The following is a 24183-nucleotide window of genomic DNA, read 5'->3' as shown; positions in this document are numbered from 1 at the left end:
CCCTTTCGAGGCGAAAGCCTGGGAAAGACTTACATGTCCATGCCCATGCCGCCCATGCCGCCGGGCATGCCGCCGGCTGCAGGGGCCTCGTCCTTCGGCGCTTCGGCGACCATGGCTTCGGTCGTCAGCATCAGCGAGGCCACGGAAGCGGCGTTCTGCAGGGCCGTGCGGGTCACCTTGGTCGGGTCCAGGATGCCCATCTCGATCATGTCGCCATAGGTGTCGTTGGCGGCATTGAAGCCGTAGTTGCCCTTGCCGGCCAGCACGGCGTTCACCACGACGGAGGGCTCGCCACCGGCGTTGGCCACGATCTCGCGCAGCGGGGCTTCGACGGCCTTGAGCACCAGCTTGATGCCGGCGTCCTGGTCGGGGTTGTCACCCTTGATTTCGCCAGCAGCCTGACGGGCGCGCAGCAGGGCCACGCCACCACCGGCGACGATGCCTTCTTCCACCGCAGCGCGGGTGGCGTGCAGCGCGTCTTCCACGCGGGCCTTCTTCTCCTTCATCTCGACCTCGGTGGCCGCGCCGACCTTGATCACGGCCACACCGCCGGCCAGCTTGGCCACGCGCTCTTGCAGCTTCTCACGGTCGTAGTCGGAGGTGGCTTCCTCGATCTGGATGCGGATCTGCTTCACGCGGGCCTCGATGTCGGCAGCGGCACCGGCACCATCGATGATGGTGGTGTTTTCCTTGCCCACTTCCACACGCTTGGCCTGGCCGAGGTCGGCCAGCTGCACCTTCTCGAGCGTCAGGCCCACTTCCTCGGAGATCACCTTGCCGCCGGTCAGGATGGCGATGTCTTCCAGCATGGCCTTGCGACGGTCGCCGAAGCCGGGGGCCTTGACGGCCACGACCTTCAGGATGCCGCGGATGGTGTTGACCACCAGCGTGGCCAGGGCTTCGCCTTCGACTTCCTCGGCGACGATCAGCAGCGGGCGGCCCGCCTTGGCCACCTGCTCCAGCGTGGGCAGCAGGTCACGGATGTTGCTGATCTTCTTGTCGAACAGCAGCACGAACGGGTTCTCGAGGATCGCGGCCTGCTTTTCAGGGTTGTTGATGAAGTAGGGCGACAGGTAGCCGCGGTCGAACTGCATGCCTTCCACGACATCCAGCTCGTTTTCCAGGCTCTTGCCGTCTTCCACGGTGATCACGCCTTCCTTGCCCACCTTGTCCATGGCGTCGGCAATGATCTTGCCGATGGACTCATCAGAGTTGGCGGAGATGGCGCCCACCTGGGCGATTTCCTTGCTGGTGGTGGTGGCCTTCGACGCCTTCTTCAGCTGCTCGACCAGAGCGCTGACGGCCTTGTCGATGCCACGCTTGAGGTCCATCGGGTTCATGCCGGCGGCCACGTACTTCATGCCTTCGCGCACGATGGCCTGGGCCAGCACGGTGGCGGTGGTGGTGCCGTCACCGGCGTTGTCGCTGGTCTTGGAAGCGACTTCCTTGACCATCTGGGCGCCCATGTTCTGAAGCTTGTCCTTCAGCTCGATTTCCTTGGCCACCGACACACCGTCCTTGGTCACGGTGGGGGCGCCGAACGAGCGCTCGAGCACCACGTTGCGGCCCTTGGGGCCCAGGGTCACTTTGACCGCATTGGCCAGGATGTTCACGCCTTCAACCATGCGGGCGCGGGCTTCACCGCCGAAAACGACGTCTTTTGCTGCCATTTGGAGTTCTCCGGATTCGTTACAGGGATCTGTTCAGACAGGGGTGCGAGAACTTACTTCTCGACCACGGCGAAGAGGTCTTCCTCGCGCATGACCAGCAGCTCGTCGCCATCGACCTTGACGGTCTGGCCGCTGTACTTGCCGAACAGCACACGATCACCAACCTTGATGTTCAGGGCCACGAAGTCGCCCTTCTCATTGCGCTTGCCCGGGCCCACGGCCAGGACCTCGCCCTGGTCGGGCTTCTCGGCGGCGTTGTCGGGGATGACGATGCCCGAGGCGGTCTTGGTTTCGTTTTCCAGGCGCTTGACGATCACGCGATCGTGCAGAGGACGAAGTTTCATGACATCTCCTAAAGAGTGAGAACCAACTTCTATATGGACGTTGACGCAAGTGAGCGCCAACTTGAAAGGCATGATCACCAGGCAGAAGTGCCAGCTTCGCCGGCCCCGGGATCATTAGCACTCATGTTTGGTGAGTGCTAACAGCGACGAATTATAGGGGTGGGTGGAGCTTCTTCAAGGGGGGCGATCAGCGCAGGGGCCCGGCAGGGATGGGCAGGCTCACGATGCGTGGGCCGTCTGTGGCGGAACCGTTTGTCAGCGGCGCCTCAGTGCTCCAACCTCAGCACCTGCCCATCGTTGTTGTCCGTCAGGATGTAAAGCCACCCGTCGGGCCCCTGGCGCACGTCGCGGATGCGTTCGCGCAGGTTGGTGAGCAGGCGTTCTTCGCGCACCACGCGCGTGCCGTCGAGTTCGAGGCGGATCAGGGCCTGTTCGCGCAGGGTGCCGATGAAGAGGTTGCCTTTCCACTGCGGGTAGCGCTCGCCGGTGTAGAAGACCATGCCGCTGGGGGCCACCGAGCGGGGCAGCCATTGGCGCAGCGGGTCTTCCATGCCGCTCTTGCTCGTGCCTTCGCCGATCTTGAAGCCGGTGCCGTATTCGCGGCCCGAGGTGACCACGGGCCAGCCGTAGTTGCGGCCGGCCTGGGTGAGGTTGAGCTCGTCGCCGCCCTGGGGGCCGTGTTCGTGGGTCCAGAGTTCGCCGGTGGCCGGGTGCAGCGCGGCGCCTTGCACGTTGCGGTGGCCGTAGCTCCAGATCTCGGGGCGGGCGTCGTTGCGGCCCACGAAGGGGTTGTCGCTGGGCACGCGGCCGTCGCGCTCGATGCGCACCACCTTGCCGATGTGGTTGGCGAGGTTCTGTGCCTCGTCACGCTGGCCGAAGCGGTCGCCCAGGGTGATGAAGAGGCGCCCGTCGCGCGCGAACACCAGGCGCGAGCCGAAGTGGGCGGCGCTGTTGATCTTGGGTTGCTGGCTGAAGATCACCTGCACATTGGTGAGTGCATTGCCTTCCAGCTGCCCGCGCGCCACGGCGGTGCTGTTGCCACCCTCGCCGGGCTCGCTGTAGCTCAGGTAGACGAGGCGGTTGGTGGCGAACTCGGGATCGAGCGCCACGTCGAGCAGACCGCCCTGGCCACGCGCATCGACCTTGGGCACGCCGGCCACGGGTGCGCTGAGCGTACCGTCGGGCGAGACGATGCGCAGCCGGCCCGGCCGTTCGGTGACGAGCATCCGCCCATCGGGCAGGAAGGCCAGGCCCCAGGGATGCTGCAGCCCGCGGGCCACGCTGACAGGTTTGAGGGCCTGGGCCTGGGCCAGCACCGTGGCCAGGCCGAGCGTGGCGGCCAGCAGAAGGCGTTGAAATCGCATGGGCAGCTCCGACGGAAGGTTGTTCTGTCGGAGTCTGCCACCGGGCGCGGGTTCCCTGCGCCCGTCGGGGCTTCAGCGGTGGATGCGCAGGATGCGGCCGTTGCTTTCTTCCAGCAGGTAGAGCCAGCCGTCGGGCCCTTGCTTGATGTCGCGCACGCGCACGTTGAGCGATCGGAACAGCTGCTCTTCCCCGGCAAAGGCGTTGCCGTTCAGGGTGATCCGGCGCAGGCTGCGCTGGTCGGCCATGGTGCCCACGAAGAGGTTGCCGCGCCATTCCGGGAAGCGATCGCCGGTGTAGAAGCACATGCCGGCGGGCGCACACGAGATGGGCACCCAGTAGTGGACCGGCTCGACGAAGGTCGGGGCGTGCGTGCCGCCACCGATGCGACAGGCTTCGCTGGGTGTTTGCCCATAGTTGCAGCCATAGCTTTTCAGCGGCCAGCCGTAGTTGCCGCCCTGCACCACGCGGTTGATCTCGTCGCCGCCCAGCGGGCCGTGCTCGCTGATCCACAGCTCGCCGGTGTCGGGGTGGATGGCGGCGCCCTGCGGGTTGCGGTGCCCCCGGCTCCAGATCAGGCCGCTGAAGTTGTTGCCAGGGTTGCCGCCGTTGGTGTCGATGCGCACCACCTTGCCAAGGTGGTTGTCGGTGCGCTGGGGGGCGTCGGTGTTCGTCTGCCGGTCGCCCAGCGTCACGAAGAGCGTGCCGTCGGAAGGGCGGAAGGCGAGGCGGCAGCCGAAGTGGCCGTCGCCGTTGAAGCGCGGGGTCTGCCGGTAGATGACCGTCACCTGGCTGAGGCTGGTGTGGTCGGCACTCAGCACCGCACGCGCCACGGCGGTGGCGGCCCCGGTGAGGCCGCCACCCTGGTCGGGCTCGGCATAGGAAAGGTAGATGCGCCGGTTGCTGGCGAAGTTCGGATCCAGCACCACGTCGAGCAGGCCGCCCTGGCTGTTCGTCATGTAGAAGACGGCCGGCACGCCGCTGATGGGGGAGGACACGTCGCCGGTGGTGCTGACCCGGCGCAACTGTCCTGCCTTCTCGGTGACGAGGGCACTGCCATCGGGCAGGAAGGCCAGGCTCCAGGGCTGCTGGAGGCCGGTGACCACCGGGGTGATCACGGGCGGGGGGCCCGGCGGCGGCGGGGGCGGTGGCGTGCCGGGGGTGCCGGCGTCGCTGCCACCGCCGCAGGCCGAAAGGGTGGCGACGGCGGCGGCGTAGCGCCCAGCGCGCATGAGCAGGCGGCGTCGTTCAGCGTCGTCGGGACCGGCGGGGATTGGGGGTGGCAGGGCGGGCATGGCGGCAGCTCCTTCGCGTCGGAACGTCACAGCCTAGTGCCAGCGGTGGAACACAGGGGTGACAAGTCGCAACCCGTCCCCCTGGTCGAGGGGGTCAGCCCAGCGCTTCCACCACCATCTGCACCCGCTGCTGCCCGTTGTATTCGTCCAGGGACAAACGGTAGGCCAGGCGGCCGCGTTCGGGCAGGGGGTCGCTGTGGCCGAACCAGATGGCTTCGCGCAGGGTGCCGGCGTGGCGCACGGTGAGCTTGAGATGGCGTTCGCCGACGATGCGCTGCGACACCACTTCCACCTCGTCGCAGAAAACCGGCGCCTCGAAGGCCTGGCCCCAGACTTCCTGTTCCAGGATCTGCACCACGTCGGGCCGGAACCATTGCGGCTCCAGCGGGCCGTCGGTGGCCACGGTGCGCGCCAGCAGGCTGTCGTCGAGCCATTCGCTGGCCACGGTGGCGAAGGCCTGGGCGAAGGTGACGAAATCGTCCTCGCCCACGGTGCAGCCGGCCGCCATGGCGTGGCCGCCGAACTTGCGCAGCACGCCGGGGTGGCGCTTGCTCACGAGGTCGAGCGCATCGCGCAGGTGAAAGCCCGGGATGGAGCGGCCCGAGCCCTTGAGCAGGCCGTCCTGGCCGCGGGCGAAGACGAAGGTGGGGCGGTGCACGCGGTCCTTGACCCGCGAGGCGACGATGCCCACCACGCCTTCATGGAACTCGGCGTCGTACAGGGCCACGGCGGGCGGGGGGTCACCGGCGGGCATCAGGCGCTCCAGCAGGGCCTCGGCCTGTTCGCGCATGCCGGCTTCCACGCTGCGCCGCTCGCGGTTGATGCCGTCGAGCCGCTGCGCCAGCTCGGCCGCGCGGCCGGGGTCGTCGGTGAGCAGGCATTCGATGCCCAAGGTCATCTCGGCCAGACGGCCGGCGGCGTTGATGCGCGGGCCCAGCGCAAAGCCGAAGTCGAAGGCGCCGGCACGTTCGGCGCGGCGGCCCGCGGCGGCAAAGAGCGCGGCCACGCCGGGGTGCATGCGCCCGGTGCGGATGCGCTTGAGCCCCTGGGCGACGAGGCGCCGGTTGTTGGCATCGAGCTTGACCACGTCGGCCACGGTGCCCAGGGCGACGAGGTCGAGCAGGGTGTCCAGGCGCGGCTGCGAGGCGCCCTCGAAGGCACCGCGCCGGCGCAGCTCGGCGCGCAGCGCCAGCAGCACGTAGAACATCACGCCCACGCCAGCGAGGTGCTTGCTCTCGAAGGGGCAGCCGGGCTGGTTGGGGTTCACGATCACGTCGGCGTCGGGCAGCACGACCTCGCCGTTCACCAGGGCGGGCAGGTGGTGGTCGGTCACCACCACGCGCAGGCCCAGCGCGCGGGCATGGGCCACGCCCTCCAGGCTGGCGATGCCGTTGTCCACGGTGATGAGCACGTCGGGACGCTGGGCCATCGCCAGGTCGACGATGGTCGGCGTGAGGCCGTAGCCGTGCACGGCGCGGTCGGGCACGACGTAGCTGAGGGTGTCGGGCCGCGCGCCCAGCAGCTTCAGGCCGCGCAGGGCCACGGCGCAGGCGGTGGCGCCGTCGCAGTCGTAGTCGGCCACCACGCACATCCGCTGGCCGGCGGTCAGCGCATCGGCCAGGCAGATGGCCGCGTCGGCAGCGCCTTTCAGCTGCTGCGGCGGCAGCAGTCGGGCGAGCGAGTCGTCCAGCTCGTCGGCACTGCGGATGCCGCGGGCGGCATAAAGGCGGGCCAGCAGGGGGTGGACGCCGGCCTGCTCCAGCGCCCAGGCCGTGCGCGGCGGAGTGTCGCGGGTGGTGATCTTCATCGGCGCGGCCTCACAGAGCGTCCAGCACGGCCGCTGGGGCCGGCGCAGACCAGCGGCTGCGCAGGGCCTGCCACCAGGCGCGGGGGGTGCGGGCCCAGGCCTGGGCATGGCGTTCGCCGCACAGGGTCAGGCGCAGGTCCTCGCCGGCCTGCACCCGCTCCCAGGCCTCGCGCAGCGGACCCGCGTCCAGGGCCTGCCAGGCCTCGGCCCAGCCGGTCCAGTCTTCACGCATCAGGGGCTCGCGCAGGCGGTCGTCCACCTGCAGGTTGGGGGCGGGCTGCATCGGCTGGCGCGGCCCGCAGCCGCTCAGCCAGAAGCTGTTGATGGACAGCCGTCCGGCGGCCTCGCGGCGTTCGTTGAGCGGATGGGTGTAGAGCAGCATCTGCACCTCCTGCTGCAGCCGCCGCACCAGGCGGGCCTGGGGGTGGTCGGGCATCCACAGGTCGACGTTGCGGCCGATCACGCGGTCCACGCTGGCCGTGGGCAGCTCGGCCAGGCTTTCGTGGGCGACGTACCAGCGCAGCGGGGCGCCATAGACCAGCAGCCAGCCTTCGTCCTCGAAGAGTTCGCGCACGGCTTCCAGCGCCTCGCGCGAAGCGGCTTCGTCGAGGTGCAGCGATTCGGGCGGCAGCATCGTCACCTCGTCGGCACCGGCATGCCAGTGGGCGGGCGTGAGCAGGCCCCAGCACAGGTCGTCGGTGGCGATGCCGTCGGCGGCCGCGGCATGGGCGGCCCAGGGCAGACCGCCGTCGGGGCCGGCGTAGCCCCAGGCCAGGGCCAGGGCCCGTTCGTGGGGCATGGACAGGCTGTACTCGTCACCCTCGCTGCGCCACACCGGGCTCAGGCGGGCGAGCAGGCGGCCCAGGTGGGGCAGGGCGAGGTCGCGCACGACGGCGCGGGCGGCCTCGGACAGCGCCGAAGCGTGGGGAATCAGCAGATGCATGGCCCGCCATTATCCCGGCTCGGGTAGCATCGGCGCCTGCCTGCGGGCGATGTCCTTGCCTTCCATGAACTGGCCCTACGAACTGCAGATCGGCTGGCGCTACACGCGCGCCGGCCGCGCCACCCGGCGCAACGGCTTCATCTCCTTCATCTCCGGCGTGTCCATGCTGGGCATCGCGCTGGGGGTGGCGGCGCTCATCATCGTGCTGTCGGTGATGAACGGCTTCCAGAAGGAGGTGCGCGACCGCATGCTGTCGGTGATCGCGCACATCGAGGTGTTCTCGGCTGACGGGCAGGCCCTGCCCAACTGGGAACAGACGGCCAACGAGGCCCTGGCGAACCCGCAGGTGCTGGGTGCGGCCCCCTATGTGGCCGCCCAGGCCCTGGTGGCGCGCGGCGAGGACATGCGCGGCGCCATCATCCGCGGCATCTCGCCCGAACACGAGCCCAACGTGACCCCGCTGGCCGCCCAGCTCAAGGACACCGTGCTGGCCCGCCTGCAACCCGACGGCTGGGGCGTGGTGCTGGGGGCAGAACTGGCGCGATCGCTGGGGGTGCGCGAAGGCGACCGCGTCACCATCGTCTCGCCCAGCGGCCAGGTGACGCCGGCCGGCGTGGTGCCACGCCTGAAACAGATGACCGTGGTGGGCACCTTCGAGGCCGGCCACTATGAATACGACAGTGGTCTGGTGCTGATGCACCTGGACGACGCAGCCCGGCTGTTCCGCGTGGCCGGGCCCACCGGCGTGCAGCTGCGCCTGGCCGATCTCCACCGGGCCCGCCAGGTGGCCCAGGAACTGGCGACGCAGCTCAGCGGGGATCTCTACCTGCGCGACTGGACGCGCACCAACCGCAACTGGTTCGACGCCGTGCAGCTGGAAAAGCGCATGATGTTCATCATCCTCACGCTCATCGTGGCGGTGGCGGCCTTCAACCTGGTGTCGATGCTGGTGATGACAGTGACCGACAAGCGCGCCGACATCGCCATCCTGCGCACCCTGGGCGCGACGCCGCGTTCCATCATGGGCATTTTCATGGTGCAAGGCGCAGCCAGCGGCATCATCGGCACGCTGGGCGGCCTGCTGCTGGGCTTGCTGGTGGCCTTCAACATCGACGTGATCGTGCCGGCGATCGAGCGGCTCTTCAACGCGAGTTTCCTGCCCGGCAGCATCTACCTTATCAGCCGCATGCCCAGCGACCCCCAGATGGCTGACATCGTGCCCATCGGCGTGATCTCGCTCGTGCTGGCCTTCGTGGCCACGCTGTACCCGAGCTGGCGGGCCAGCCGGGTGCAACCGGCGGAGGCGCTGCGCTATGAGTGAGGTGGTGTTGAGCGCCGAAGGCCTGCACAAGCGCTTCCACGAGGGCCCGCTGGACGTGCACGTGCTGCGCGGTGTGAGCCTGCAGGTGCAGGCCGGCGAAACGCTGGCCATCGTGGGCGCCTCGGGCTCGGGCAAGAGCACGCTGCTGCACCTGATGGGCGGGCTCGATGCCCCCACCCAGGGGCGGGTGGTGCTGCAGGGGCGCGACTTCGCGAGCCTGGGTGCCTCGGCCCAGGGCGAGTGGCGCAACCGGCACCTGGGCTTCGTCTACCAGTTCCACCACCTGCTGCCCGAGTTCACTGCCTTGGACAACGTGGCCATGCCGCTGCGCATCCGGCGCCTGCCCGTGCCCGAGGCCCAGGCCCGGGCCCAGGCGGTGCTGGCCAAGGTGGGCCTGGCCGAGCGGGCCTTGCACCGGCCGGCCGAACTGTCGGGCGGCGAGCGCCAGCGCGTGGCCATCGCCCGCGCCCTGGTGGCCCAGCCGGCCTGCGTGCTGGCCGACGAACCCACCGGCAACCTCGACCGTGAGACGGCCAACGGCATCTTTGCGCTGATGTTGTCGCTCGCGCGCGACCAGGGCACGGCCTTCGTGATGGTCACGCACGACGAGGAGCTGGCCGAGCGCTGCGACCGCCAGCTGCGGCTGAGGGCGGGCGTGCTCGTCTGAACGCCCGCGCGCCATGTGGATCGACACCCACTGCCACCTGGACGCGGCCGAGTTCGATGCCGACCGCGAGGCGGTGGTGGCACGCGCGAAGGCGCTGGGGGTGGGGTGCCTCGTGCTGCCGGCGGTGAGCACCGCCAACCTCGACACCGTGCGTGGACTGGCCCACACCCATGGCTTCGTCTACGCCCTGGGGCTGCACCCGATGTATGTGGAGGCCGAGCCGGCCGATGCGCTGGAGACCCTGCGTGATGCGCTGGCGCGCCATCGGGGCGATCCGCGCCTGGTGGCCGTGGGCGAGATCGGCCTCGACCATTTCGTGCCGGGCCTGGATCGGGCCGTGCAGGAGCGCCACTACGTGGCCCAGCTCGAACTGGCCCGTGCCTTCGAGCTGCCGGTGATCCTGCACGTGCGCCGCTCGGCCGATGCCTTGCTCAAGCAGCTGCGCCGCGTGCGCGTCAAGGGCGGCATCGCCCACGCCTTCAATGGCAGCGCCCAGCAGGCGCAGGCCTTCATCGACCTGGGCTTCAAGCTGGGCTTTGGCGGCGCGATGACCTTCGAGCGGGCACTGCAGATCCGCACGCTGGCGCGCGAGTTGCCACTGGACGCGCTGGTGCTGGAAACCGATGCGCCCGACATCCCGCCGCAGTGGCTCTACCGCACCGCCGAGCAGCGCGCTGCGGGCCAGACCAGCCGCAACGAACCGGCCGAGCTGCCGCGCATTGCGCACACGCTGGCTGAACTGCGCGGCCTGAGCCTGGAGGCGGTGGCCGCAGCGACATCGGCCAATGCCCGTGCCGTGCTGGGGCCGGCCCTGGCATGAGCGACGCCGACCGCCTGCAGGGCCTGGCCCCCGTCATCGGGCCGAACACCCGCCTGGTGGTGCTGGGCAGCTTCCCCAGCGTGGCCTCGCTGCGCGCGCAGCAGTACTACGCGCATCCGCGCAACCACTTCTGGCCCCTCCTGTCGGCGCTGTGGGGCCTGGACCTGCGCGCACTGCCGTATGCACAGCGGCTGGACGTGGTGCGCGAGCGGGGGCTGGGCATCTGGGACGTGTACGCGAGCTGCCGGCGCGAAGGCAGCCTGGACAGCGCCATCGAAGCCGCCGAGCTCAACCCGTTGGCGCGCCTGCGCGAGTGGGCGCCGGGCCTGCAGGCCCTGGCCCACAATGGCGGCGAATCGGCCCGGGCGATGCGCATCACCCGCGGCCTGGGCCTGGTGGTGCACCGCCTGCCCTCCACCAGCCCGGCGAATGCCTCCTGGCGCTTCGAGCGCAAGCTCGCGGCCTGGCGGGCCGTCTTTGAACAGCACCAACTGGCATGAGCCCCACCAAGAAGCGCGCGAGCGCCCCTGAACTACCTCCGGTCAGTCTGTCCGAATCGGACGGCGTGCGCTACCTGCACCTGGACACACCCTGGGTGCAAGGCGCCATGCGGGTGAAGAAGCCCTACGACATCGAACTGGCCTACGTGCAGCGCATGATGGCCTGGATGCTGATGCGCCCCGCCGAGGCCCTGGACGACGGTCATGCCGTGCAGCTGGGCCTGGGCGCGGCGGCGATCACCAAGTTCTGCCACAGGAGGCTGGGCTGGCGCTGCACCGCGGTGGAGCTCAATCCCGAGGTCATCAACGTCTGCCGCCACTGGTTCCGCCTGCCGCCCGACGACGAGCGGCTGCACGTGATCGAGGCCGACGCGGCGGCCTATGTGGCCGACCCGGCGCATGCGGGCACGGCCGATGTGCTGTGTGTCGATCTGTATGACCATGAGGCCGCCAGCCCCGTGCTCGACGATGCGGACTTCTACCGCGCCTGCCACCGCCTGCTGGCGCCGGGGGGCGTGATGAGCGTGAACCTGTTCGGCCGCGACGCCAGCTTCGAGCGCAGCCTGGCCCACATCGCGGCCGCCTTTCCCGGCGAGACGCTGTGGAGCCTGCGCCCGACGCGCGAGGGCAACACCATCGTGCTGGCCTGCCGGGAAGTACCGCCTTTGCCCCGTGCCGTGCTTGCCGAGCGTGCCGAAAACATCGAAACTCGTTTCGGTTTGCCGGCCCGCAAATGGCCGCGCATGATGAAACCCGTGTCCTCTTCATGACCGCCAAGCCCGACGCTGCCGCTGCTGCCAGACCCCACCGCAAGGCCCACCACAAGGGCCGGCTTGACTGGCGGGTGCTCGTGGACTGGCTGCGCGAGGACGGTCTGGTCACGCCGGGCGACGCCCAGCGCACCCATCAGCGTCTGGCCGCCGGAGCCAGCGCCCAGCACCCGCTGGTGCGCCTGGCCAACGTGGGCCTGCTGCATGCGGGTACCGGCAAGCCGCTCGACACCGAAAGCCTCACCGAATGGCTGGCCGGCCGGGCGGGTGTGGACTACCTGCGCATCGACCCGCTCAAGGTGGACGTGGGGCGTGTGGCCGACGTGATGTCGATCAACTACGCCGAGAAGCGCCGCTGTCTGCCGGTGCAGGTGGGCAGTGCCGAGATCACGATCGCCACCTGCGAGCCCTTCGACACCGACTGGGTGGACGAAATCGAGGGACACACCCGCAAGCGCATCCGCCTGGTGGTGGCCAGCCCGTTCTACACCCTGGCCAAGTCGGTCAAGGCCGCCACGAAGAATGGCCAGGTCAGTGGGCCGGCCAACTTCGAGCAACTGGTGGAGCTGGGCAAGTCCAAGCAGCTCGATGCCAACGACCAGGGCATCGTGCAGGTGGTCGACTGGTTGTGGCAGTACGCCTTCGACCAGCGGGCCTCCGACATCCACCTCGAGCCGCGGCGCGACATGGGCGCGGTGCGCTTTCGCATCGACGGCGTGATGCACACCGTCTACCAGCTGCCGCTCACCGTGATGGGAGCCATGACCAGCCGCATCAAGCTGCTCGGCCGCATGGACGTGGTGGAAAAGCGCCGCCCGCTCGACGGCCGCATCAAGACGCGCAACCCCAGCGGCGACGAGGTCGAGATGCGCCTGTCCACTCTGCCCACCGCCTTTGGCGAGAAGCTGGTGATGCGCATCTTCGACCCGGACACCACGGTCAAGAGCCTCGACGCCCTGGGATTTTCCAGCCACGACGCCCAACGCTGGGAGCAACTCGTCACGCGGCCGCACGGCGTGATCCTCGTCACCGGCCCCACCGGCTCGGGCAAGACCACCACGCTGTATTCCACGCTCAAGCGCCTGGCCACCGACGAGGTGAACGTCTGCACCATCGAAGACCCGATCGAGATGATCGAGCCCGCCTTCAACCAGACCCAGGTGCAGCCTCAGCTCGACCTGAACTTCGCCAACGGCCTGCGCGCGCTGATGCGCCAGGACCCGGACATCATCATGGTGGGCGAGGTGCGCGATCTGGAAACCGCCGAGATGGCCATCCAGGCGGCGCTCACCGGCCACCTGGTCTTCACCACGCTGCACACCAATGACGCGGCCGCGGCCATCACCCGGCTGCTCGACCTGGGCGTGCCGTCCTACCTGATCAGCGCCACCGTGCTGGGCGTGCTGGCCCAGCGCCTCGTGCGCACCCTGTGCCCGCACTGCAAACAGCCCGACGAGGCGTTCAGCCGCGACACCCTGGCCGCCGCCATCGCGCCGTGGCGCATGAGCGGTGCCTTCAAGCCGCACCGCCCGGTGGGCTGCATCGAATGCCGCATGACCGGCTTCCAGGGGCGTGCCGGCCTGTACGAGCTGCTCACGGTCAGCGAAGCTCTCAAGCCCCACCTGACCCAGACCCCGGACCTGTCACGTTTGCGACACCAGGCCACCCAGGACGGCATGCGCCCGCTGCGCCTGGCCGGTGCGATGAAGGTGGCCGAAGGCCTGACCACGCTGGATGAGGTGCTGCGCGCCACCCCGAGCTGGGAGGCGTGACATCCCGCGGCGGCCCGGCGCAGTTGCTACGTGTATTCCACAGGGCCGCGATGGGGGGCGCTCCCTAGAATCCGCGTCATTCCCTCGAATATCAATACAACCGTCTGAGGAGCGATCGTGAAGATCAAGAGTCAGAAGGACTTCGCGTCCGGGCTGATGTTCATCGTCGTGGGCATCGCCTTTGCCTGGGGCGCCACCGAGTACGCCTTCGGTTCTTCGGCCCGGCCCGGCCCCGGCTACTTTCCCTTTGGTCTGGGCCTCCTGATGGCGCTGCTGGGTGCCATCGTGCTGTTCAAGTCACTCACCATCGAAACCCCCGGGGGAGACCCGATCGGGCACATCGGCTGGCGCCCACTGATCATCATCCTGGCCTCGGTCCTGGTGTTCGGCTTTTGCCTGCCGAGGCTCGGGATGGTGCTCTCGCTGCCATTGCTGGTGATCATCTCGGCGCTGGCGGGGGACGAATTCCACTGGGGCGAAGCCATCGTGGTCAGCGTGATCCTGACCGCAGGTTCCTGGGTGATCTTCATCTGGGGGTTGAACCTCATCATCCCGATGTGGCCCACCTTCCTCACCGGCAACTGAGCGAACCGTCATGGACCTGCTTTCCAATCTGGCGCTCGGTTTTGGCGCCGCCTTCACGCTGCAGAACCTGTTCTACTGTTTCATCGGCTGCCTGCTGGGCACGCTGATCGGCGTGCTGCCGGGCCTGGGGCCCGTTGCCACGATCGCGATGCTGCTGCCGTCCATCTACGCGCTGGACGCCACGCCCGCCCTGATCATGCTGGCCGGCATCTATTACGGCGCTCAGTACGGGGGGTCCACCACCGCCATCCTGATCAACGTGCCTGGCGAGTCCTCTTCGGTGGTGACGGCCATCGACGGCTATCAGATGGCACGGCAAGGCCGGGCCGGTGCGGCGTTGTCGTCGGCTGCGCTCGGGTCGTTCTTTGCGGGGTCGGTGGCCACCCTGGTGCTCGCGGCCTTTGCGCCGCCGCTGACCGAGGTCGCCTTCAAGTTCGGTCCGGCCGAGTACTTCTCGCTGATGGTCCTGGGCCTCATCGGTTCGGTGGTGCTGGCCTCGGGCTCGCTCATCAAAGCCATCGCCATGATCCTGCTGGGTCTGCTGTTGGGGCAGATCAACACGGACGTGATCTCGGGCGTGCCCCGCTTCTCGTTCGACATCGCGGAGCTGTCCGACGGGATCGACTTCGTGGTCATCGCCATGGGCGTGTTTGGCTTTGGCGAGATCATCGCCAACCTGAGCGTGCCCTCGGCGCATCGCGAGGTCTTCACCAAGGATGTGAAGGGTCTCATGCCCACCAAGGAAGACATCCGCATGGCAGCCCCCGCGGTTCTGCGTGGCACCGCGTTGGGCTCGGTGTTGGGCGTGTTGCCCGGCGGTGGTGCGCTGCTGGCGTCTTTCGCGGCCTACACCCTTGAGAAGAAGGTGGCCAAGGATGCCAGCCGCTTCGGCAAGGGCGACATCCGCGGTGTGGCGGGCCCCGAGTCGGCCAACAACGCGGGCGCGCAGACCTCCTTCATCCCGATGCTGACGCTGGGCATCCCGCCCAACGCCGTGATGGCGCTGATGGTGGGAGCCATGACCATCAAGGGCATTCAGCCCGGCCCGCAGGTCATGTCGAGCAACCCGGAGCTCTTCTGGGGCTTGATCGCATCGATGTGGATCGGCAACCTCATGCTGGTCATTCTCAACCTGCCGCTGATCGGCATCTGGATCAAGCTGCTCACGGTGCCCTATCGCTTCCTCTTTCCGGCGATCATGGTGTTCTGCTGCATCGGGCTGTACACCCTGAACAACAACAACTTCCATGTGTATCTGGCAGCCCTGTTCGGACTGATCGGCTATGCCTTCTACAAGCTGGGCTGTGAACCCGCGCCCTTGCTGCTGGGCTTCATCCTCGGTCCCATGATGGAAGAGAACCTGCGCCGCGCGCTGCTGCTGTCGCGTGGCGACTGGACGGCCTTCGTCACCCGCCCGCTGTCGGCGAGCCTGCTGGCGGCTGCCGCCGCCATGGTGATCATCGTGCTGCTGCCCAACATCCGGCGCAAGCGCGAGGAAGCCTTCCAGGAAGCGGACTGACCGCCTGCTTCCCTCGTGTCGCAGAAGGCCGCCCCCGGGCGGCCTTTGTGCTTGGGGCGCCGCCGTGATAATCCGCCTCCAGGAGGAGAAGCCATGTTCACACCCCACCCGCTGCGCGAGGTTCTGCACAACGAGGTTCACGCGCGGCCCTACGAGCGTCTGGCCGCGCCGCTGAGCCTGTCGCACCTGGCCCTGCTCACCCCGCCAGGCCAGACCGCCTCGCGCGAGCACCTGCACGCCCTGCTGCGTGCGCGCCACCTGCCGCTGCCGGCCGAGGATGCGAGCCATCTGAGCCTGGACATCGGCGGCGTGCACTTGCGCTGGGAGCAGCACACCGAGTTCCAGACCTACACCTTCTGGCGCTCGCTGCCGGAACGCCCCACCAGCTTCGACGAGCCGGCCGTGAGCCTGGTGCCCCAGGACTGGCTGCGTGGCATCCCGGGGCAGTGGCTCGTGGGCACCCACATGGTGGTCACGCGTTCACGCGATGACGGGTCCGACCCGCTGATCCGGGGCGGCCTGTCCGAGGAAAGCCTGGTCGGTTCCATCGTGATGGACGGCCAGGCGGAGGTGTACACCGACTTCCGCCTGCACCCGGACGGGTTCGCGCGGGTGGTGGTGGTGGCGGCCAGCATGCACCCCCGGCGCCTGGGCCGCACGGTGCAGCGCCTGCTGGAGGTGGAGACCTACCGGATGATGGCCCTGCTGGGCCTGCCGGCCGCGCGTCAGGTGTCGTCCACGCTGGCCGATGCCGAACGGGAGCTTGCACAGATCGCCGACCAGATCCGCAATGCCGAGGGTTCGCACGAACCCGAGCTGCTGCGCCAGCTCACGGGCCTGGCGGGCCGTGTCGAGAGCCTCTACGCCAACACCCATGCGCGCTTTTCGGCAAGCAGCGCCTACTTCGAACTCGTGCAGCGGCGCATCGACGAGCTGGCCGAACACCGCCTGGCCGGCCTGCAGACCATGGGCGAGTTCATGGACCGTCGCCTGGGGCCGGCGATGCAGACCTGCGCCTGGGCGGCCAGGCGCCAGCAGCAGCTCTCCGAGCGCATCTCGCGCACCAGCAACCTGCTGCGCACCCGCGTCGAGATCGAGCAGCAGCAAAGCAGCCAGGCGCTGCTGGATGCGATGAACCGGCGCCAGAAGGCCCAGTTGATGCTGCAGACGGCCGTGGAAGGCCTGTCGATTGCGGCGATCACGTACTACGGTGCAGGCCTCGTCGGTTATCTTGCGAAGGGGGCAAAGAATGCGGGCCTGCCGTGGAACACCGACCTCGTGGTGGCCGTGGCGATCCCGGTGATCGCCTTCACAGTGTGGCTGGGCATGCGCCGCCTGCATGCGGCGGCCCAGCGCGCGGCCGAATAGACCCGGCTCTGCAGGACGAAGGCCGGCCGCGCATAATCATCGGATGATTGCGCCGAGGCCTGCCATGAAACCCTTCCTGTACGACACCCCTTACCCTTCGCTTCGCCTGCCGGTCTTCGCGCGCAACCTGGTCTCGACCTCGCACCCGGCCGCGGCCACGGCGGGCGTGCGCATGCTGATGAAGGGCGGCAATGCCGTCGATGCCGCCATTGCCGCGGCGGCGGCCATGACCATTCTCGAACCCGTCAGCAACGGCCTGGGCAGCGATGCCTTTGCCATCGTGTGGGACGGCCAGGCGCTTCACGGGCTCAACGCGGCAGGCCGCGCCCCGGCGGCCTGGACACGCGACTATTTCGCTGCGCGGCAGGGCATGGAGGCTCGACGCCCTCCCAAGCGTGGCTGGGATTCGGTGACCGTGCCCGGCATGGTGGCCGGCTGGGTGGCCTTGCACGAGCGCTTCGGCAAGCTGCCCTTTGCCGACCTGATGGAGCCTGCCATCGACTGTGCCGATCGGGGCTATTGCGTGCCGCCGGTGGTGGCGGGCAAGTGGGCCGCGGCGGTGCCCGAACTGGGGGGGCAGCCCGGCTTTGCCCAGGCCTTCATGCCCCATGGCCGCGCGCCCGAGGTGGGGGAGCATTTCACCTTCAGGGAGGCGGCACGCAGCCTGCGCCTGATCGCGAAGACCCGTGGCGAGGCCTTCTATCGGGGCGAGATCGCCGCGGCCATCGCGGCCTTTGCGCGTGAACATGGCGCGGCGCTCACCGAGGCCGACCTGGCCGCGATGCAGCCCGAGTGGGTCGCGCCGATCTCGCGCGACTACCGCGGCTACACGCTGCACGAGATCCCGCCCTCGGGCCAGGGCATTGCGGCGCTGATCGCACTGGGCATCCTTTCGCACTTCGACGTGGCCTCGCTGCCGCGCGACGCGGTGGCCTCGCAGCACCTTCAAATCGAGGCCATGAAGCTGGCCTTTGCCGACACCTACCGCTACGTGGCCGAGCGCGAGCACATGGAAGTCACCGTCGAGCAGATGCTCGATGACGCCTACCTGGCCCGCCGCGCCCGCCTGATCGACCCGAACAAGGCCCAGGACTTCGGCCCTGGCAATCCGCCCACGGGGGGCACCATCTACCTCACGGCCGCCGACGAGCAGGGCATGATGGTGAGCTGGATCCAGAGCAACTACATGGGCTTCGGCTCGGGCGTCGTGGTGCCGGGGTATGGCATCTCGCTGCAGAACCGCGGACACGGCTTTTCGCTCGAACCCGGCAGCCCCAACCTCGTGGCACCGGGCAAGCGGCCCTTCCACACCATCATCCCCGGCTTCCTCACCCGCGAGGGCCAGCCCGTCATGAGCTTCGGCGTGATGGGGGCCAACATGCAGCCCCAGGGCCATGTGCAGACCCTTGTGCGCATGCTCGACTACGGGCAGAACCCGCAGGCCGCCTGCGATGCGCCGCGCTGGCGCTACAACGAGGGCCTCTCGCTCAACGTCGAGGCCACCATGGACCCGACGGTGGTGCAGGGGCTGGTCGACCTCGGCCACCGCATCGAGGTACTGCAGGACCCCTACCAGGACTTCGGTGCCGGCCAGTTCATCTGGCGCCTGGGCGACCCGTCGGTCGAGGGCTATGTCGCCGCCAGCGACCCCCGGCGCGACGGCCAGGCGGTCGGGTTTTGAGCGCGGCCGCACAGGACGCGACATCGCGGCCCCCGATGGCCGCCGGCCTGCTGCTGGCTGCGGCCGGCGCGGTGGCCTTCTCGGGCAAGGCCATCATCGTGAAGCTGTCCTACCGCTATGGCGTGGACGCGGTGACGGTCATCATGTACCGCATGCTCTTCGCCCTGCCCTTCTTTGCGCTGCTGGCGTGGTGGTCGGGGCGAGGGCAGCCCCCGTTCACCCGGCGTGACTGGCTGGGCCTCCTGGGCCTGGGTTTCTGCGGCTACTACCTGGCCAGCTTCCTCGACTTCCTGGGCCTGCAGTACATCAGCGCCAGCCTCGAGCGCCTCATCCTCTACCTCAACCCCACGCTGGTGCTGGCGCTGGGCGTGGTGCTCTTCAAAAAGAAGGTGGGTGCGCGCCAGCTCGCCGCCATCGCGGTGAGCTACGCCGGGGTGCTGCTGGTGTTCGGCCAGGAAGTGAACTTCGAGGGCCCCAACGTGCTGCTGGGTGGCCTTCTGGTGTTTGCCAGCGCGGTGTCCTACGCCGTGTACCTGGTGTACAGCGGCGAGATGGTGCAGCGCCTGGGCTCGATGCGCCTGGTGGGCTGGGCCAGCATGGTGGCCTGTGCCCTGTGCATCGCGCAGTTCGTGCTGCTGCGCCCGCTCTCGGCCGCGGCGGTGCCTGTGGAGGTGCTCTGGCTGGCGCTGCTGAACGCCACGGCCTGCACCGTGGCGCCAGTGCTGATGGTGATGATGGCCATCGAGCGCATCGGCGCTGCGGCCACGGCCCAGACCGGCATGATCGGCCCGCTGTCCACGCTGGCGCTGGGCGTGGTGGTGCTGGGTGAACCCTTCACCCCCTGGATTGCGGCCGGCACCGTGCTGGTGCTGGCGGGTGTGTGGCTACTGACGAAATGGAGATAGGACGATGGACCTTGGTATTGCGGGCAAATGGGCGCTGGTGTGTGCCTCCAGCAAGGGGCTGGGCAAGGGCTGCGCCGCCGCGCTGGTGGCCGAGGGCGTGAACGTGGTGATGACTGCGCGCACGGCGGCCGACCTGGAGGCGGCCGCGGCCGAACTGCGCGCCCTGGGGCGCGGCGAGGTGCGTGCCGTGGCGGGTGACATCACCACGCCGGAGGGCCGCGCCGCGGCGCTGGCCGCCTGCCCGCAGGTGGACATCCTCGTGAACAACGCGGGCGGCCCGCCGCCGGGCGACTTCCGCGACTGGGGCCGCGACGAGTGGGTGAAGGCCCTGGAGGCCAACATGCTCACGCCCATCGAGCTGATCAAGGCCACCGTGGACGGCATGGCCGCGCGCGGCTTCGGGCGCATCGTCAACATCACTTCGGGTGCAGTGAAGGCGCCCATCGACGTGCTGGGGCTGTCCAACGGCGCACGCAGCGGGCTCACCGGCTTCGTGGCGGGCCTGGCGCGCAGTGGCATTGCGGCGCGCAATGTCACGGTGAACAACCTGCTGCCCGGTGCCTTCGACACCGACCGCCTGCGCAAGACCCTGGCGGCCGGTGCGGCCAAGGCCGGCCTCGACGCCGACCAGGCGATGCAGCGCCGCATGCAGGCCATCCCGGCCCGGCGCTTCGGCACGGCCGAGGAGTTCGGCGCGGCCTGTGCCTTCCTGTGCAGCCAGCAGGCCGGCTACATCACCGGCCAGAACTGGCTCCTCGACGGTGGTGCCTACCCCGGCACGTTCTGATCGGGCTCGGTGCGCAGCCATACCTCGAAGACCGCGCCGCCGCCCTCGCGGTTGCGCGCGCGGATGTCGCCGCCGTAGCGTTCCACGAGGCTGCGGCTGATCCACAGGCCCAGGCCCGTGCCCTCCTTCTTGCGCGTGACGAAGGGCTGGAAGAGCTGGGCGAGCAGCTCCTCGCTCAGGCCGGGCCCGGTGTCGGCCACCTCGATCACCACCCCGATGTCGTCCCAGTCGCGGGTGCGCAAGGAGAGTTCGCCTCCTTCGGGCATGGCCTGCAGCGCATTGACGATGAGGTTGATCAGCACCTGCTGCAGCTCCTGGCGGTTCAGCCCGGCCGTCCGGGTGGCCTGGTCGTGGCGCTTCACGGTGATGCGGGTCTTGGACAGCAGGTGGCCCACCAGCACCAGGCTGTCGTCCAGCGCCGCGCGCACGTCCACGGCCTCCACATAGCCGGCGTACTCGGTGGGGCGTGCGAACTGCAGCAAGCGCGTGACGATGAGGCGCATGCGCTCGATCTGCTCGTCCACCAGGCGCAGCTCGGCACGCACGGCCTCGGCCTGCGGCCCCAGCACCTCGCGCACGAGATCCAGATTGCCCTGGATCACCGCGATGGGGTTGTTCACCTCATGGGCGATGCTGGCCGTGAGCTGGCCGATGGCGGCGAGCTTCTCGCTGCGCACCAGTTGCTGCTGGGCCAGGCGCAGCGAGGCATTGCTTGCCTCCAGCTCGCGCGTGCGCTCGGCCACCTTGCGATCGAGCTCCTCGCCCCAGCGCTGCAGCGCGCGGGTCTTTTCGTCCACCACGTCCAGCAGGTGGTCGAGGTGGCCGGCGAGCTGCCCGACCTCGTCGTGCGAGGGCAGGGGACCCACGCGCGCCTGGGCCTGACCTTCTTCCACCAGACGCATCGTGCCGGCCATCTGTTCGAGCGGTCGGAAGATGCCCCGTGCCAGCCGCAGTGACACCCAGGCGGCCACCACCATCACGCTGAAGAAGATCACGCCGATACCGGCCAGCGCGGCGTACTTCATCCACTTGAAGGGGCGCTCGGTGTAACCCACGTAGAGCATGCCCACCCGCTGGCCGGCACTGTCCTGGAGGGGCTGGTAGGCCGAGACGTACCAGTCGTTCACGACAAAGGCGCTGTCCAGCCAGGTGGAGCCGCGACCCAGCACGGCGTCGCGCACCTGCTGCGACACGCGCGTGCCGATGGCACGCTCGTCGCCGAACAGCCGCACATTGGTGGAGATGCGCACATCGTCCAGAAAGAGGGTGGCCGTGCCCTGGCTGCCGAAGGGCAGGGAGCCTTCGGGATACACGATCTCGTTGATGTGGTCGATGAAGGCCAGGTTGCGGTTGAGCAGCACGCCGCCTTGCACCGTGCCGAGGCGTTGCCCGTCGGGGGAAAACACCGGCGCGGTGGCCAGCACGATGAGCGCGCGGTCTTCTTCGGTGCGCTCGGTGGGGGCCGCATTCTCCGTGGGGACCAGGGCAATGCCCAGCCGATCGACCAGCGCCGGGGCCACACGCTGCAGTTCGCTTCGGCTGAGGCGCTCCACGCTGGCCAGCGGGCGCTGGTCCTGCGAGCCGCTGCGCCGGCGCAGATCCCCGCTGTCAGGCGCGGGGCTCATGCCGGCGTACCAGTCGGCAGCGACAAGTCGGCCCTGTGCGTCCAGCAGGTTCACGAAGTCCAGCCGTGCGCGGTCCTTGAACGCACGCATCAGGGGCTGCATGCCTTCCGGCCCGGGGTCCTGCAAGGCCAGGTGCAGGCGGTGGGAGTCGGCCACGGCACTGGTGCCGGTGCCCACTTCGCCGAGCACACGCTCGAAGTAGCCCTGGGCCACGGCCAGGTCGCTGCGCACTTTGGTGATGAGCAACCGGTCGATGGCCGCATTGCTCCACCACAGCAGCAACATCCCGAGCAGGGGCAGCACCACCGCCAGTGGCAGCAGCACCATGACCAGCAGCTTGTGGCGGATCGACAGCCGGGCAAAGGAGGCGCCGGCCCTCACGACAGCGACCATTCCGCGCAGCGCCGCTCCAGCGTGCGCCGCGAGATGCCGAGCAGGCTGGCGGCACGGGTCTTGTCGCCCTGCACAGACTCCAGCACAGCCAGGATGTGCTGCTTCTCCAGTGTGTGCAGGTCGGTGGCGACCGGCTGCGCCAGGCGCGGGGCCCGGCGGCTGGGGTAGAGCGCCGAGACGTTCAAGGAGCCCAGGATGAGCGAGCGCTCGATGAGGTTGCGCAGCTCGCGCACGTTGCCCGGCCAGTCATACTGCTGCAAGAAGGCGAGCTCCTCATCGCTCACCGGAATGGGCTCCACGCCGAGCTGGGGGGCCAGCGTCTCGATGAAATGCGTCACCAGGGCGGGGATGTCTTCCTTGTGCTCGCGCAAGGGGGGGAGCACCAGCTCCACCACCTGCAGCCGGTAGTACAGGTCGGCACGGAAGCGGCCGGCCGCCACCTCGTCGGCCAGCTTGCGGTTGGTGGCGGCGATGATGCGCACGTCCACCGATACCTGCTGCTCGCTGCCCACCGGGCGGATCCTGTGGTCGTCCAGCACCCGCAGGAGGGTGGCCTGCAGCGGCAGCGGCAGCTCGCCGATCTCGTCGAGGAAGAGGGTACCGCCCTGCGCGTAGTAGAACAACCCGTCGCGGCTCTTGCTGGCGCCGGTGAAGGCGCCTTTGGCGTGGCCGAAGAGTTCGCTCTCGATCAGTTCGGGCGACATCGTGGCGCAGTTCACCGGCACGAAGGGGCCCTGGCCGCGCGGGCTGTTGCGGTGCAGGGCCATGGCCGCCAGCTCCTTGCCGGTGCCCGACTCGCCGCTGAGCAGCACCGTGCTGGGCACCTGGGCCACGCGCGACAGCGACTGGGCGAGCGTCGTCATCGCGGCCGACTGCCCCACGAGCCCCGCGAAGGCGGGCGTGCGCTCGGTGATGGTGCGGCGCAGCACGTAGTTCTCGCGAGCCAGCCGCGAGCGTTCGAGGCAGTGCTTGACCGCGTTGAGCAGCTGGGTGATGCGAAACGGCTTGAGGATGAAATCCGAGGCGCCGGCGCGCAGGGCCTCGATGGCCGTGTCGAGGTCGGCAAAGGCCGTGATGAGCACCACCTCGCCGGTGTAACCCTGCTCGCGCAACTCGCGCAGGAAGACGATCCCGCTCTTGCCCGGCAAGGTGATGTCCAGGATCACGAGATCGTAGCGGTGGGTGCGCACGAGCCGTTCTGCCGCCTCGGCGCTGTCGGCGCCATGCACCTCGCCGCAGCGCGATGCCAGCGTCTTTTCCAGGAAGTTGCGCATGCCCTGCTCGTCGTCGACGATCAGCACACTGCTCAGATGCCAGCCTTCGGCCAGACGTTCGGTGGGGGATGGAGAGCTCACGGGCGTTAGGGTGCCAAAAAAAGCGGAGAAAGACGCTCAGCTTTATCGATGACCGCACGCAAACATAGGCTGGGCGCCACATGGGCCGCCGGCCGGTGCGTGCGGTGGTCACGACAGATTGTCGCGTCCGGCCGCGACAATCTGTCGCACGCCAGGGCGGTTTGCTGCGCTGCACACCGCGCGCAGCCCGTCGTGGCCTCGAACGGGTCCACAAGCAGCTTGCTGGCACGAGAAATGCTGCGTCACCGAAATGAGCCGGTGCGGGGCGCCGCAGGGGCATGAGCAGGTCCTAGGGTATGCACCAAGAGGGCCGATAGGCCGTGCGTGAGGCGTCGGCGATCGATACCATACGGGACATACCAACAGGCAAGAGGCTGCGACCTTCGTTTCGTCGTCGGTCCTCTTCACATCCCACCAGGAGACCACGATGAAAGCGTCTCAGCCCCAGCAAAGCCGCCGCCGCCTGTTCGCGGGCGCCGGCACGGTCGCCGCCGTCGCGGCGGTGGCCTCTGTCCTGCCGGTGCGGCAGGAGCCCACCCCCGTGGCGCAGCCCGAAGCCCAGCCTGATCAGCGCTCCGGCTACCGGCTGACGGAACACGTCCAGCGCTACTACCAGACCGCCCGCGTCTGAACGCCAGACCGGCGAGTCGCCCTGAGCGACTCGCTGTCTCACGTTCCTGCTTTTGTCGTTGTG

The 24183-nt window shown here is 68.9% G+C and carries 21 protein-coding genes; 13 read left to right on the top strand and 8 right to left on the bottom strand.

The genetic code is table 11. The annotated features are described in order from the left end of the window. Positions 1–29 precede the first annotated feature (29 nt). The 6 genes from groL to C1704_RS14940 form a co-directional block, all read right to left on the bottom strand. Positions 30–1670 carry a chaperonin GroEL gene (gene groL, locus C1704_RS14965; RefSeq protein WP_104303546.1) on the bottom strand — a complete coding sequence of 547 codons (1641 nt, stop codon included), beginning with the start codon at positions 1668–1670 and terminating at the stop codon, positions 30–32. A 53-nt stretch (positions 1671–1723) separates the two neighbouring features. Beyond that, a complete protein-coding gene (gene groES, locus C1704_RS14960) occupies positions 1724–2014 on the bottom strand; it encodes a co-chaperone GroES (protein ID WP_104303545.1) in 291 nt (96 codons plus the stop codon). A 266-nt stretch (positions 2015–2280) separates the two neighbouring features. After that, positions 2281–3378 carry a PQQ-dependent sugar dehydrogenase gene (locus C1704_RS14955; protein ID WP_104303544.1) on the bottom strand — a complete coding sequence of 366 codons (1098 nt, stop codon included), beginning with the start codon at positions 3376–3378 and terminating at the stop codon, positions 2281–2283. A gap of 72 nt (positions 3379–3450) precedes the next feature. Continuing rightward, positions 3451–4671: a PQQ-dependent sugar dehydrogenase gene (locus C1704_RS14950; RefSeq protein ID WP_104303543.1), complete on the bottom strand. Its 1221-nt coding sequence runs from the start codon at positions 4669–4671 to the stop codon at positions 3451–3453. Between the two features lie 94 nt (positions 4672–4765). Further along, the gene (recJ, locus tag C1704_RS14945; protein WP_104303542.1) at positions 4766–6478 is read right to left on the bottom strand and encodes a single-stranded-DNA-specific exonuclease RecJ; all 1713 of its coding nucleotides are present in this window, start codon (positions 6476–6478) and stop codon (positions 4766–4768) included. Between the two features lie 10 nt (positions 6479–6488). Next, entirely contained in the window at positions 6489–7421 is a 933-nt protein-coding gene (locus tag C1704_RS14940; RefSeq protein ID WP_104303541.1) for a hypothetical protein, read from the bottom strand. A 64-nt stretch (positions 7422–7485) separates the two neighbouring features. Here C1704_RS14940 and C1704_RS14935 point away from each other — a divergent pair, with 64 nt between their 5' ends. The 12 genes from C1704_RS14935 to C1704_RS14880 all read left to right on the top strand — a co-directional run bounded on the left by C1704_RS14935 (position 7486) and on the right by C1704_RS14880 (position 20116). Beyond that, complete coding sequence (locus tag C1704_RS14935; protein ID WP_104303540.1) at positions 7486–8742, top strand: lipoprotein-releasing ABC transporter permease subunit; 1257 nt, start codon at positions 7486–7488, stop codon at positions 8740–8742. Further along, the gene (gene lolD, locus C1704_RS14930) at positions 8735–9409 is read left to right on the top strand and encodes a lipoprotein-releasing ABC transporter ATP-binding protein LolD (RefSeq protein WP_104303539.1); all 675 of its coding nucleotides are present in this window, start codon (positions 8735–8737) and stop codon (positions 9407–9409) included. Before C1704_RS14935 ends, lolD begins: the two co-directional genes overlap by 8 nt. Positions 9410–9422: 13 nt before the next feature. Then, complete coding sequence (locus tag C1704_RS14925) at positions 9423–10229, top strand: TatD family hydrolase (protein ID WP_104303538.1); 807 nt, start codon at positions 9423–9425, stop codon at positions 10227–10229. Then, positions 10226–10729 (top strand): DNA-deoxyinosine glycosylase, encoded by a 504-nt coding sequence (locus C1704_RS14920; RefSeq protein ID WP_104303537.1) that lies wholly within the window; start codon positions 10226–10228, stop codon positions 10727–10729. Before C1704_RS14925 ends, C1704_RS14920 begins: the two co-directional genes overlap by 4 nt. Further along, positions 10726–11499, top strand: a complete 774-nt coding sequence (locus C1704_RS14915; RefSeq protein ID WP_104303536.1) for a methyltransferase domain-containing protein — start codon at positions 10726–10728, stop codon at positions 11497–11499. Before C1704_RS14920 ends, C1704_RS14915 begins: the two co-directional genes overlap by 4 nt. Continuing rightward, positions 11496–13271 (top strand): GspE/PulE family protein, encoded by a 1776-nt coding sequence (locus C1704_RS14910; protein ID WP_104303535.1) that lies wholly within the window; start codon positions 11496–11498, stop codon positions 13269–13271. Before C1704_RS14915 ends, C1704_RS14910 begins: the two co-directional genes overlap by 4 nt. A gap of 117 nt (positions 13272–13388) precedes the next feature. Beyond that, positions 13389–13856 carry a tripartite tricarboxylate transporter TctB family protein gene (locus tag C1704_RS14905; RefSeq protein ID WP_104303534.1) on the top strand — a complete coding sequence of 156 codons (468 nt, stop codon included), beginning with the start codon at positions 13389–13391 and terminating at the stop codon, positions 13854–13856. Between the two features lie 10 nt (positions 13857–13866). Then, positions 13867–15375, top strand: a complete 1509-nt coding sequence (locus C1704_RS14900) for a tripartite tricarboxylate transporter permease (RefSeq protein WP_104303533.1) — start codon at positions 13867–13869, stop codon at positions 15373–15375. 93 nt (positions 15376–15468) lie between these two features. Continuing rightward, positions 15469–16743, top strand: a complete 1275-nt coding sequence (locus C1704_RS14895) for a DUF3422 family protein (RefSeq protein ID WP_104303532.1) — start codon at positions 15469–15471, stop codon at positions 16741–16743. A 64-nt stretch (positions 16744–16807) separates the two neighbouring features. Next, on the top strand, positions 16808–18424 hold the full coding sequence (locus C1704_RS14890) for a gamma-glutamyltransferase family protein (protein ID WP_104303531.1): 1617 nt from the start codon (positions 16808–16810) through the stop codon (positions 18422–18424). Between the two features lie 35 nt (positions 18425–18459). Continuing rightward, positions 18460–19329, top strand: a complete 870-nt coding sequence (locus C1704_RS14885) for a DMT family transporter (protein ID WP_104303530.1) — start codon at positions 18460–18462, stop codon at positions 19327–19329. 4 nt (positions 19330–19333) lie between these two features. Continuing rightward, positions 19334–20116, top strand: coding sequence for an SDR family oxidoreductase (locus tag C1704_RS14880; protein WP_104303529.1), 783 nt, complete (start codon positions 19334–19336; stop codon positions 20114–20116). Here the strand turns inward: C1704_RS14880 and C1704_RS14875 are convergent. Together C1704_RS14875 and C1704_RS14870 are read right to left on the bottom strand one after the other, a co-directional pair. Next, on the bottom strand, positions 20098–22134 hold the full coding sequence (locus C1704_RS14875; protein ID WP_104303528.1) for a sensor histidine kinase: 2037 nt from the start codon (positions 22132–22134) through the stop codon (positions 20098–20100). The two genes, C1704_RS14880 and C1704_RS14875, sit on opposite strands and share 19 nt — an antisense overlap. Beyond that, positions 22119–23489 (bottom strand): sigma-54-dependent transcriptional regulator, encoded by a 1371-nt coding sequence (locus tag C1704_RS14870; RefSeq protein ID WP_245876510.1) that lies wholly within the window; start codon positions 23487–23489, stop codon positions 22119–22121. The genes C1704_RS14875 and C1704_RS14870 overlap by 16 nt, the downstream gene beginning before the upstream one ends. Before the next feature lie 427 nt (positions 23490–23916). Here C1704_RS14870 and C1704_RS14865 point away from each other — a divergent pair, with 427 nt between their 5' ends. Then, a complete protein-coding gene (locus tag C1704_RS14865; RefSeq protein WP_104303527.1) occupies positions 23917–24120 on the top strand; it encodes a formate dehydrogenase in 204 nt (67 codons plus the stop codon). Positions 24121–24183 lie beyond the last annotated feature (63 nt).

The sequence above is a fragment of the Caldimonas caldifontis genome, from assembly GCF_002930615.1.
Taxonomy (GTDB): domain Bacteria; phylum Pseudomonadota; class Gammaproteobacteria; order Burkholderiales; family Burkholderiaceae_C; genus Caldimonas; species Caldimonas caldifontis.
Note: the sequence above shows the minus strand (reverse complement) of the source record. Positions and strands in the feature narration are given on the sequence as shown.